The following is a 12258-nucleotide window of genomic DNA, read 5'->3' as shown; positions in this document are numbered from 1 at the left end:
GCAAATTTAGCGTTAAAATTTTAAAACCGCGAGGGTAGAATGTAATATATTCGCAGAAGCGTATGGGAAGTATTTTTAAATTTAAGCAGTTTGAGGTAAATCAGGCCGGTTGTGCCATGAAAATTAACACTGATGGGGTATTGTTAGGTGCAATTGTTCAAAAAAATGACGCTAAACAAATACTCGATATTGGCACTGGAACAGGTGTTATTGCCTTAATGTTGGCGCAACGTTTTCCAAATGCATTGGTTGATGCGGTTGAAATTGATGAGTCGGCGGCATTGGCTGCTTCTGCTAATTTCAGTAATTCAGATTTTTCTGAAAGGGTTAAGGCTCATCATTTTCCTATAGCCTTATATAATACTGATGTTAAATACGATCTGATTGTTTCCAATCCTCCTTATTTTGTGAATGATCTTAAGAATCCGGAGCAAAGAAAAGGTATAGCCAGACATGCCGATGAGAACTTTTTTGAGTTACTGTTGTTAAAAACTTCAGAACTATTGGCTGATGATGGGTGTATCTGGTTAATACTTCCGGTTAAGCAGGCTGAGTTTGTGGTGGAACGGGCTTCGGCGTTTAATTTAGCCCTTGGCGAAAGAATAAATGTTTGCTCTGATGAAAGTAAGCCTGTTTTTCGTCATATCATTTGCTTGCAGCGAAGGGTAGTTGAGACAAAAGTGAGTAACTTTTTTATTTACGAGTCGGAGAAAGTATATACTTCCGACTATAAACGATTACTTAAAGATTTCTTGCTGGCTTTTTAGTCGTATAAATATCATTATACATAGCTTTGTTTGATACATACTAATTTGTTTGATTCATATTAAGAACATATACTTTGACTAAGATAGGCTTGATTTCTGATACGCATGGATTTTTGGATCCTGCGGTTTTTAAACACTTTGTGGATTGCGATGAAATATGGCATGCAGGCGACTTTGGAGATAATGTTGCAGAAGAGCTCGCTGCCTTTAAACCACTACGTGGTGTTTATGGAAATATCGATGGTAAAGAGATTAGGAGTGTTTATCCGGAGCACTTGCGTTTCAACTGTGAAAAGCTTGATGTTTGGATGACTCATATCGGCGGATATCCTGGTAAATATGCTCCTAATGTTAAGGGTGAAATATACACTAAGCCTCCAAAATTATTTATCACGGGACATTCGCATATTTTGAAGGTGATGTACGACAAGAAAATCGATTGTTTGCATATAAATCCAGGTGCAGCAGGAAATTCGGGCTGGCACAAGGTTAAAACTTTAATTAGATTTAGTGTTTCTGACGAAAAAATACATAACTTAGAGGCTATAGAAATAGGTAATAGATAACGTATTAAATACACTAAGTATATGTCAGGCATAAAAACACTGGGGCAGTTTATCATCGAAAAACAGGCCGATTTTCCCTATGCAAAAGGTGAGCTTTCAAGACTACTGAGAGACATTGGTATCGCCTCCAAAATTGTGAACCGGGAAGTGAATAAAGCAGGTCTGGTTGATATATTGGGAGCTGCCGGAACTATGAATATTCAGGGAGAGGGGCAGCAGAAGCTGGATGTGTATGCAAATACTCAATTTATAAGTGCCTTGACCAGTGGTGGCGAATGTTGTATTGTTGCAACTGAAGAAGAGGATGAGTTTGTGAAAATTGACTCTCCGGTATCTAAAAATGCTAAATACATTGTATGTATTGATCCACTTGACGGCTCTTCAAATATTGATTGCAATGTAGCAGTAGGAACTATTTTTTCAATTTATAGAAGAAAATCGACAAAGGGGGAAGCTACCCTGCATGATGTTTTGCAAAAAGGAACAGAGCAGGTGGCTGCTGGTTATGTGATTTATGGATCATCAACTATGCTGGTGTACACAACCGGTAAAGGAGTAAACGGTTTTACTTTAGATCCTTCTATTGGGGAGTTTTGCTTATCCCATCCAAATATGAAAATACCTCCAAATGGAAATATCTATTCCTTAAATGAAGGGAATTATGTGCATTTCCCTGAAGGGGTAAAGAAATACCTGAAATATGTACAGGTAGAAGATGAGTCTACCAATAGGCCATATACATCAAGATATATTGGTTCTATGGTGGCCGATATTCATCGTAATTTAATAAAGGGGGGCATTTATATATATCCTACCACCGCGCGTTCTCCCAAAGGAAAATTAAGGCTGTTGTATGAGTGTAATCCGATGGCTTTTATAGTTGAGCAGGCTGGGGGAGTGGCTTCTGATGGTTTTAATAGGATATTAGAAATAGAACCAACGGAATTACATCAGCGTACCGCTATATTTATTGGGTCTGAACACATGGTACATGTAGCAGAATCGTTAATGATGGAATATTCTTCCGATAGGAAGTCTAGCTCGCGGTATATCTCTGGGGTTGAGGATAAATTGGAGCAAATGGGGGTTGTTGGGGGTATCGACTAATAGATGTTTTTTGTATGTTTGTGTATACCAAATTAAACCACAAACATGTTGAAACCCAATTCCATTAAATTATTTAAGGGCGGCTTATTGCTTGCTTCCATTTTTTTTAGCGCTGTAACACAGGCTAAAGTAGTCTTACCAACTGTATTTAGTGATAACATGGTCTTTCAGCAGAAAACCAATGTTGCGATCTGGGGAAATGCTGATGTAGGAAAAACTGTAACAGTTATTTCTACCTGGAATAATAAAACTTATACCAGTAAAGCAGGTCAGGATGGAAAGTTTAAGGTAGTGTTGCCTACTCCTTCGTATGGCGGACCTTATAATATTACCATTTCTGATGGGGAGGTTACGAAATTAAATAATGTGTTGGTTGGTGATGTATGGGTTTGCTCAGGTCAGTCTAACATGGAAATGCCATTGGCAGGATGGGGAAAAATCGATAATTATGAACAGGAAATAAAGGATGCAAATTATCCAAAAATCAGACTATTGCAAGCCGTTCATGTAACCAGCAACACGCTATTAGATGATGCTAAAGTTGATAATGGTGGCTGGCAGGAATGTACTCCGCAATATGTTGCAGGGTTTTCTTCTGTAGCTTACTTTTTTGCTCGTGAGATCAATAAAAAAACAGGTATTCCAATTGGTTTAATTCATACTTCATGGGGTGGTACCATCGCTGAGGCCTGGACTAGCGCAACTACACTTAAAACTATCCCTGATTTTGTAGAAGCGGTAAAAACAATTGAAAATGCAAGTAATGATGGTTCTGACTTTAAAGAAAAATTAGCTGCCTGGAACAAATCGGTGCTTGATAAAGATGCAGGTATAGTTGGTGGTAAACCGGCATGGTTGGCTGCTTCGCTTGATGTTTCATCATGGAAAACTATGTCGCTGCCGACATTATGGGAGGGCGCCGGATTGTCGGATTTCGATGGTGTTGTTTGGTTTAGAAAAAACATTACTATTCCTCAATCTTGGACAGGTAAAGATTTAAAAATTAATTTGGGTACTATTGACGATAACGATGTTACTTATTTTGATGGTGAAAAGGTAGGTCAAACTGAGGGGGTTGGTGTACCGCGTATTTATACTATTCCTGGAAATAAAGTAAAGGCAGGAACATTTGCATTGGTTTTGAGGGTGTTCGATACTGGCGGTGCTGGTGGTGTTTTTGGAGATAAAAATATAATGGCTCTTATTTCTGGAGGCGGCGAAAGGTTGTCGCTTGATGGCGAATGGCAACATAAAGTAGGGTTAAATTTGAAAGATGTGGCGCCTATGCCTACTTCAAATGATGGGCCTAACAGAACTACTGTATTGTACAATGCCATGATTAATCCCTATCTGCAATTTCCAATTAAAGGAGCCATCTGGTATCAGGGAGAAAGCAATGCTGGTCGTGCAAATCAGTACCGTACACTTTTTCCTGCTATGATTAAGGATTGGAGAAAAAGCTGGAATCAGCCGAATTTCCCATTTTACTTTGTTCAACTCGCTAATTATATGCCAGTTGAAGCACAGCCTGTAGCTACTGAGTGGGCTGAATTGAGAGATGCACAGCGTGAAACGCTTTCGTTGCCAAACACTGGGATGGCTGTTTCTATTGATATCGGCGATGCGGTAGATATTCACCCAAAAAACAAACAAGATGTTGGTAAGAGGTTGGCATTTATAGCCCTTGCTAAAGATTATGGAGTTAGAATTCCTTATAGCGGTCCAATATATCAGTCTCAAAAAATTGATGGTGCGGCTATTAATTTAACTTTTAAAGCCGCTGATGGTGGTTTAAAGGCTAAGGATGGCGCTGAACTGAAAGGTTTTGCTATTGCAGGCTCGGATCAGAAATTTCATTGGGCTAAAGCTGTAGTAAAAGGAAATCAAGTGATTGTTAGTAGTCCTGATGTAGCTAATCCGGTTGCCGTAAGGTATGCCTGGGCCAATAACCCGGTATGTAATTTTGTTAATGGTGCTGGGCTTCCGGCTTCGCCGTTTAGAACCGATAGCTGGCCTGAAATCACTTTAGGTAGAAAATAAAATAATTCAGAATTACGACTGCGTAAATAAAGAGCCTGTATCATTGATCAGGCTCTTTTTATATCTGTCTGACATCAGTTTGTATACCGCCTAAAAAGAGAGTGTAATTAGGCAATAGTCTAACAAAGTCTGACCTGAGTCTGAGGTGGGTCTGAGTTGAGTCTAAGGTGAAATAGTTACCGTTCATAAAATCAATAGTCTGTTTTATGAGCAATCAGGGTTAAGTAATCACTTTTTTATTAAAAAAATTTGATGCTATAAAATTAATATGTAACTATGTATGTACAAACATTTCATGAATAGGCTCAGTCAAAAGGTAAGATAGCAAAAAACAATTACTTTTTGGTTTACTATCTTCGGTTTAAAATGTGAGAAAACTGAAGAGATTGTAGCTTTATGAACATGAAAGCGTTTGTGCTTTTAATGCACTGCCAATAGTTTTAATATTTTAACCAAGTATAATACAACACACAAATGAAGATAAAAATGTTAGTGCTAACTTGTTTAAGTGCTTTTGCACTGAACAATAACACCAATGGGCAGACGGCCTTGTCTGCCGATGCTGCTAAAAGGATTGAAGCGATTAAGCCTGCAGCAGATTCAGTAAAGGACATGGCAGAAACATTAATTAAAAAAGGTTTTACTGCCGGTGATGGTTACGGTGAGGTATGGATAAGAGATCTCAATACCTTTTTAACCGTTGCCTGTAAAGTAAACGACAAAGACCTTATAAAGAAACACCTGATTACCTTCTTCCAATTTCAGCAACCTGACGGTGGAATATTAGATGGCTATATCCCAGTAAAAACAGGAGGTGTTCCATATAATTTTTATCATTCTGCACTTGCGCCAAACTACGCAGGACATAAAAATACAGTAGAAACAGATCAGGAGACTTCTCTTGTGCAAGCAATAGCTAAATATATAGGAGGTACAGGTGATAAATCCATCCTTAAGGATACTGTTGCAGGTGCATCTGTACAGAAACATCTGGAAGAAGCTATGCAATTTTTGCTTACCAAACGTTTCGAAAAAAAATATGGATTGGTATGGGGCGCAACAACTGTAGATTGGGGAGATGTTCAACCAGAGCATGATTGGGGCGTTGTTTTAGATTCTAACTCTCACAGAACCATCGATATTTATGATAATGCGATGTTCATTATTGCCATAAACGATTTTTTAAGCATGGCCGACCTTTCGCCAAAATCACTAAAATATTGGAAAGGCATCAAAACCAGCATAGCAACAAACATTCGTAAACACCTTTGGGATAAAGCTCAGCAGAAATATATACCACATATTTATTTGAACGGCTCGCCATTTCCTTCGTCATTCAATGAATCAGAAATTTATTACCATGGTGGGACTGCAATTGCTATTGAAGCCGGCCTATTAAGTAAGGAAGAGGTAAAAACTGCCTATAAAAAGATGCAGGAAAATGTGAAGAAAGCCAATGCAGCTACGATTGGTTTAACCATATATCCAGTGTATCCTCAAGGTTTTTTTAAGAATAAAGGTATGGGGCCATATTCTTATCAGAATGGTGGAGATTGGACCTGGTTTGGAGGACGAATGGTGTCTCAACTTATCCGTTACAATCTTATTGATGAGGCTTGCGCGGCAATGGAACCAATGTTGGATCGTGTAATAAAAAACAAAGGGTTTTATGAGTGGTACACACCGGATAATAAGCCTCAAGGCTCATCTAGTTTTAGGGGAGAGGCTGGTGTTTTATGGAGTGCAATTACTGAGCTTGAACAAAAAACAAAAAAATAATTTTAACTGCAAATGATGAGTAACTACCGCAACAACCTAAAGATATTATTACTGATGACGTTCTTAAGTGTCGCGGTAGAGCCACTGCTTGCACAGAAAAAAGTGATCTGGGAGATTGGGGTTTCAGACAATAAGAATGGAGATATGGCGCTTGCTCCTTCGGGGTATAAGCACTTTCTAGATCATGATTTTGGATGGGAAGATCGGTTTTTCCTTATTGGTTTTTCTAAATCGGATAAGGATTGGCCATATGTTTTGCCTGGCCCAAAAGATGGTTGGGGAGGTACAGGCGGTACTTCGGGTTTAAGAACTAACTCTGCAAACATACTTTTCGGACTAGCAAATCAGCCTTCTAAAGGGCAATGGAATTTCGTTATTGATTTGATGGGCTATCAGGGCGATTTACCACCAATGCTTAAAGTGATCATTAATGGTAAAGCTTTTGTAAAACAGTTGCCAAAATATAAATCTGGTCGCGTTGTTGAAGGTGATCTGAATGATGCAAAAGAATATAAAATAGAAATTCCGGTTCAACCGGGGATGCTCCGTAAAGGCGGGAATGAAATTGTGCTAACTACACTGGAAGGCTCCTGGATGGTATTTGATCAGGTAAGATTGGAAGGTCCTCAAAATACAGTGTTGGTTAATAGTAAAGACGTTTTTTTAAGGAATGTAAAGGCCGCTGAATACGAGCTAACGCTGAATGGTAAACAGGTTCAACCACTACTGGTAGATGCGGAGCATCTTTCAGGAAATCCTGAACTTAGTGTTAAACTGGACGGAAAACTATTGTTTAAGCAGAAGTTGGATACGTCCAGATATCAATTTGAAGTTCCAATGCCAGCTGTAATTGCTGCAAAACAAAGTAATTATGAGGTTTTTAGTAACGGAGTGCTGTTGGAACGTGGAACAGTTAAGAGATCAAAAAAACAACAATTTACTTCGGCCGACTACGTAAACACGACAATGGGTACTGCCCATTCACGCTGGATGATTGCTCCAGGGCCATGGATGCCCTTTAGTATGGTGAAATTGAGTCCCGATAATCAGAACGCAGGATGGAGTAGTGGCTATGATCCTACTTTTGAAAGCGTTGGCGTTTTTAGTCACATTCATGAGTGGACAATGGCTGGTTTGGGTATGTTACCCGTTAACGGGCCTTTAAAAACTAAGGTTGGTGATGAGCGTAAAGGGGAAGATGGCTACCGATCTAAAATTGATAAATCGACAGAAGAAGCTCCTTTAGGTTATTACAAAGTAATGCTTACTGATTATAATATCAAAGCCGAGTTAACGGCTACAACCAGATGTGGTTTTCAGCGATACACTTATCCAAAGGCTGAAAATTCGAGGGTAATGATTGATCTGCAAATTCCTGCTGAATATACTTATCAATTGAAGGATGTTTCGTTAAGAAAAGTAAGCGATTATAGGATTGAAGGTTTTACGAGGCAGTTTACACCTAATGCCTGGTCTGGTGATGTTAATCAGGATTATAAAGTTCACTTTGTGATTGAATTTGATCAGCCCATTAAAAAATTTGGTACCTGGTTAAATGATGATGTGAGTGATAAGGATATTGTAAATGCTGGCACAGTTAAGGATGCCGGAGCGTATGTGGAATTTGATACCAGAAAGAATCAAGTAGTTCAAACGCGTACCGGTATTTCGTTGGTTAGTATAGAAAATGCCTCCCAAAATTTACAGGAAGAAGTGACAAAGCCTTATGGTTGGAGCTTCGATAAAGTTAGAAAAGGACAACATGAAGCATGGGATAAACTAATGGGCCGTTTAACAATTGCTACTAGTGATAGACGTGAGAAAGTAAGATTTTACAGTAATATGTATCGTGCATTGGCTAGTCGTAACACCTGGAGTGATCTGGATGGCAGTTGGGTTGATGCCACACAGAAGATCCAAAAACTTAAAGATCCAAAGGCTTTAGCTTTAGGTTGTGATGCTTTTTGGAATACTTTCTGGAACTTAAATCAGTTTTGGAATTTGGTTACTCCAGAGTGGTCGTCTAAATGGGTTAAATCTCAATTGGCGATGTATGATGCTAATGGCTGGCTCGCCAAAGGTCCAGCAGGGATGAATTATGTGCCAGTAATGGTTGCCGAGCATGAAATTCCTTTAATAGTTGGAGCATACCAAATGGGTATTCGCGATTTTGATGCTCAAAAAGCTTTCGAGGCTGTTTATAAAATGCAGACTACACCGGCACAAAAGGTAGGGTTAGGCTTTGCCGGAAATAGAGATCTTGTGCCTTACTTAAAACATAAATATGTGCCATATGATCAGGGGAGATTCTCAAATACATTGGAGTATTCATACGATGACTGGACGGTATCGCAGTTTGCAAAAGCATTAGGGGAAAAAGATGCTGCAGAAGAGTTTGCACTTCGTGGTAATTATTGGAAAAATGCAATTGATAAGGAAACAGGATATGCGCGTATGCGTAAATCAGATGGCAGCTGGTTCCCTGATTTTGATCCATTTAAGTCGGGTGCCAATGAGCAATATGTAGAAGGAAATGCATGGCAATTAACTTATTTTGTACCACAGGACGTGCCTGGTTTGGCTAAGGAAATTGGAGAGGATAAATTTATAGAACGCCTTCAATGGGGTTTTAAAGAAAGTGAGAAACTTCGGTTTAATGCTCCGGGAGATCAATACTGGGATTATCCTGTAATTCAGGGGAATCAACAGTCTATGCATTTTGCTTTTCTCTTTAACTGGGTAAAGAAACCTTGGCTTACGCAATATTGGAGTAGAGCAATTATAGATCGCTATTACGGATTTGATGTAGCTAATGCTTACCTGGGAGACGAGGATCAGGGACAGATGAGTGCATGGTTTATTATGGTATCTATGGGGCTTTTCCAAACTGACGGAGGATGCAGCACTGATCCTGTGTATGAAATTGGAAGCCCGCTTTTTTCGAACGTGACTATCGATCTGGGTGAGCAATATGGAAGGGGAAAAACATTTAGCATTGAAGCGCCAAATGTATCGAGAGCTAATAAGTTTGTGCAAAGTGCAACCCTTAATGGAAAGGTACTGAGCTCATTTAAGTTTCCCGCATCGGAACTGCTTAAAGGTGGTAAGTTAGTGTTAAAGATGGGAGCAAGCCCCAATAAAAATTGGGGCTTATAATTTAACCTCTTCTGCTTTCAACGGTATATACAAAGCTATCGGCTTTGTAATACCCTAAGTTATATTCAATAGGACGGTCTGCCTGATCGTAAACAAATCGTTTACGGAATAATATTGGGCTTCCAGGTTCTGTTTCAAGTTTTGCTGCAATGAATTTATCGGCTGCTTTTGCACTGATCTCTTCTTTGGATAATTCAGAAATGATGTTGTAATCAGCTTGTAGTATATCGTACAGGGGTCTTTTGAAATCTTCTTCACCTGTTAGTCCTGTGCGTGGGTGGAAATAGGAAACGAAATATACAAACGGCCCCTCAGGTCTGCCTCTTAAGCGTTCGAGCTTTAGTATTTTCTGGTCTGTTTTTATGTTAAAGAAATTGGCAATCACCTCCTCAGGATAAATCCAGCTTACATGCAATTCAAAGTTCTTGATTGGAATACCTCTGGCTTTCATTTCTTGCGAGAAACTTAGCCAGTTTACAGATTTAGAGCTAATCATTGCATCTGCTACTTTGGTTCCAACTCCTTTCTTACGGATGAGCAAGCCTTCATAAACCAGCTTGTTTAATGCTTGCCTAAGGGTAGTGCGGGAAATGGCCAGCTGATTGGCAAGATCTATTTCATTAGGTAGTAATTTTCCATTTTGAAATTGAGGATCTGCTATCATTCTACGCAGCAATTCTTCTGCCTGTATATGCAGAGGAACAGGGCTTTTATGATTGAGTGCTATTTTCATATTTTATGCGTCTTTTTAGGTTACCCTTCAGGTATTTTTTCTCTATTGCAATATTATGAAAATATATTTGTATTGGATTATTAAATCACTATGTTTGTACATATTAAATTCAACAGTTGAGCTTTTTAATGATTTTATGGCTTATTGATTGTTTTAAAGCTGCTTCTGTTGATTTATATGTTTATACATTTGTTGGGTATTAAATTAGTAAATTGTTGTGAAAAATATGATTGAAGCTTCTGAGGCTACTGAAAAAGATAAAATACAAGCAGGCAAAAGTATGAGTGAGTATAAATGGCGGAATAGTACGCAACCATTGTTGCAGCAACATGTGTATGAAGGTTCCAATATAGAAAGTGATTACAATCCAATCCCTTATCATAAACTAGGTAAGGGTAAAATATATAGTGGTTTTGGTAGTTTGGTGGCGTGGATCATTGAACAGAAAAATGTACTTATTGATGGGTATGGTGGAGTTTTTTTTAACGAAATCCAGCAAGAAGTTCAACAGAAGCTTGAAGAGAATGGCTTTTCTGTAAAGTGGCACTTTACGTCTGATTACTTTAAAAGTGAAACTGATGTAGAAGAAATGGTTAAACCATTTTTGGGTGGATCAGAAGATGTTTGGGGTTTTAAAACCAATCTTAATCTTAAAGATTTCTTTAAACTTGATGAGTTTTTAGCCCTTGAAAAAGACAATCAGGCAGATATTAATATTGTAATTGGCATTGGAGCTGGCTTACTAAATTGGGATGCTCCAGTAGTGTATTTTGATATCCCTAAAAATGAGATACAGTATCGTATGCGCGCCGGGTCAGTTAGTAATCTTGGAACTAGTGTTCAGGACAAGGCTTATAAAATGTACAAACGCTTTTACTTTGTTGATTGGGTAGTATTAAACAATTATAAAACCGAATTACTTGAAAAGATTGCTGTTATTGCGGATGGACAAAGAGTAGGTAGGCCAAATTGGCTGTTTAAAAGTGATCTTGTTGAAGGCTTACATAAACTTAGTCATTCTGTTTTACGTGCACGCCCCTGGTTTGAAAGCGGTTCGTGGGGAGGGCAATGGATGAAAGAACATCTTAATGGTTTAAATGCCAGTGAGGTTAATTATGCCTGGTCATTTGAACTAATTACTCCTGAGAATGGTGTGGTATTGGAAAGCGATGGAAACTTACTTGAAATACCCTTCGACCTTTTAATGACAATTGAATATCAGGCTATATTAGGTAAACATGCTGAACAGTTTGGTAACTATTTCCCGATCCGATTTGATTTTCTGGATACCTTTAAAGGAGGAAATCTATCTATTCAGTGTCATCCATCCAAATCATATATCAGAGAGAAATTCGGAGAAACCATTACTCAGGATGAAACCTATTATATTCTGGATTGCGAGCCTGGTGCAAAAGTCTACCTAGGCTTTCAGGAAGATATAGATCCTCAGGAATTCAGAACAGCACTAGAGGTTAGTCAACTTAAAAAACAAGAGATTTTGGTGGAGAAATATGTCCGTAGTTTCCCTTCACGCAAGCACGAATTGTTTTTAATTCCTAATGGCACTGTGCACAGCTCAGGTATAAACAATATGGTACTTGAAATTAGTGCAACCCCATATATTTTTACTTTTAAAATGTACGATTGGTTGGCGTTAGATCTTAATGGTCAACCAAGACCAATAAATATTGAGCATGCCTTCAATAACCTTAGGTTTGAGAGAAAAGGTGCATTAGTACCAAAAGAGCTGATTGCCAAACAAGTTTTATTTGATAGAGGCAACGATTGGGAAATTCTTCACTTGCCGACGCATAAAGAACATTTTTATGATGTTCACCGTATAGAGTTTGAGACGGAGGTAGTTATTGAAACAGAAGATAGGTGTCACGTACTGATGCTTGTAGAAGGTACTTCTATTTCTGTAGAGGTAGCAGAAAATGAGACCAGTAAATTTCATTATGCGGAAACCTTTATTATTCCTGCAGCAACTCAAAGATATAAACTGATAAACCACGGAAAAGGGAAAGCTAAAGTGATTAAAGCCTTTCTTAAAAATGATATTGAATTGTAAAAAATAATCCACCAAATAACCCCTAACCAAATATAAACC

General features: G+C 38.5%; 8 protein-coding genes. 7 read left to right on the top strand and 1 reads right to left on the bottom strand.

The genetic code is table 11. The features are described 5' to 3' along the window. The first annotated feature begins 62 nt into the window (after positions 1–62). The 6 genes from HQN83_RS22070 (at position 63) to HQN83_RS22045 (ending at position 9415) form a co-directional block, all read left to right on the top strand. A complete protein-coding gene (locus HQN83_RS22070; protein WP_173093427.1) occupies positions 63–767 on the top strand; it encodes a tRNA1(Val) (adenine(37)-N6)-methyltransferase in 705 nt (234 codons plus the stop codon). Between the two features lie 74 nt (positions 768–841). After that, positions 842–1333, top strand: coding sequence for a metallophosphoesterase family protein (locus tag HQN83_RS22065; protein WP_173093426.1), 492 nt, complete (start codon positions 842–844; stop codon positions 1331–1333). Positions 1334–1354: 21 nt separating this feature from the next. Next, positions 1355–2440 carry a class 1 fructose-bisphosphatase gene (gene fbp, locus HQN83_RS22060; protein ID WP_173093425.1) on the top strand — a complete coding sequence of 362 codons (1086 nt, stop codon included), beginning with the start codon at positions 1355–1357 and terminating at the stop codon, positions 2438–2440. A 45-nt stretch (positions 2441–2485) separates the two neighbouring features. Then, the gene (locus tag HQN83_RS22055) at positions 2486–4480 is read left to right on the top strand and encodes a sialate O-acetylesterase (RefSeq protein WP_217277449.1); all 1995 of its coding nucleotides are present in this window, start codon (positions 2486–2488) and stop codon (positions 4478–4480) included. 474 nt (positions 4481–4954) lie between these two features. Further along, complete coding sequence (locus tag HQN83_RS22050; RefSeq protein WP_173093424.1) at positions 4955–6259, top strand: glucosidase family protein; 1305 nt, start codon at positions 4955–4957, stop codon at positions 6257–6259. Positions 6260–6271: 12 nt separating this feature from the next. After that, positions 6272–9415 (top strand): GH92 family glycosyl hydrolase, encoded by a 3144-nt coding sequence (locus HQN83_RS22045; RefSeq protein ID WP_246254566.1) that lies wholly within the window; start codon positions 6272–6274, stop codon positions 9413–9415. 1 nt (position 9416) lies between these two features. Here HQN83_RS22045 and HQN83_RS22040 read toward each other — a convergent pair whose 3' ends face one another. Then, positions 9417–10148, bottom strand: a complete 732-nt coding sequence (locus HQN83_RS22040) for a GntR family transcriptional regulator (RefSeq protein ID WP_173093423.1) — start codon at positions 10146–10148, stop codon at positions 9417–9419. Between the two features lie 226 nt (positions 10149–10374). Here HQN83_RS22040 and HQN83_RS22035 point away from each other — a divergent pair, with 226 nt between their 5' ends. After that, positions 10375–12219, top strand: a complete 1845-nt coding sequence (locus tag HQN83_RS22035; RefSeq protein WP_173093422.1) for a class I mannose-6-phosphate isomerase — start codon at positions 10375–10377, stop codon at positions 12217–12219. The last annotated feature ends 39 nt before the right edge of the window (positions 12220–12258 follow it).

The sequence above is a fragment of the Pedobacter foliorum genome, assembly GCF_013266735.1.
GTDB classification, from domain to species: Bacteria; Bacteroidota; Bacteroidia; order Sphingobacteriales; family Sphingobacteriaceae; genus Pedobacter; species Pedobacter foliorum.
The sequence above is the reverse complement of the archived record's forward strand: the minus strand, read 5'-3'. Positions and strand labels throughout refer to the sequence as shown.

Coding starts and splice junctions, on each gene's coding strand:
- HQN83_RS22070 (WP_173093427.1), top strand. CDS start 63: ATGGGAAGTATTTTTAAATTTAAGCAGTTTGAGGTAAATCAGGCCGGT.
- fbp (WP_173093425.1), top strand. CDS start 1,355: ATGTCAGGCATAAAAACACTGGGGCAGTTTATCATCGAAAAACAGGCC.
- HQN83_RS22055 (WP_217277449.1), top strand. CDS start 2,486: ATGTTGAAACCCAATTCCATTAAATTATTTAAGGGCGGCTTATTGCTT.
- HQN83_RS22050 (WP_173093424.1), top strand. CDS start 4,955: ATGAAGATAAAAATGTTAGTGCTAACTTGTTTAAGTGCTTTTGCACTG.
- HQN83_RS22045 (WP_246254566.1), top strand. CDS start 6,272: ATGATGAGTAACTACCGCAACAACCTAAAGATATTATTACTGATGACG.
- HQN83_RS22040 (WP_173093423.1), bottom strand. CDS start 10,148: ATGAAAATAGCACTCAATCATAAAAGCCCTGTTCCTCTGCATATACAG.
- HQN83_RS22035 (WP_173093422.1), top strand. CDS start 10,375: ATGATTGAAGCTTCTGAGGCTACTGAAAAAGATAAAATACAAGCAGGC.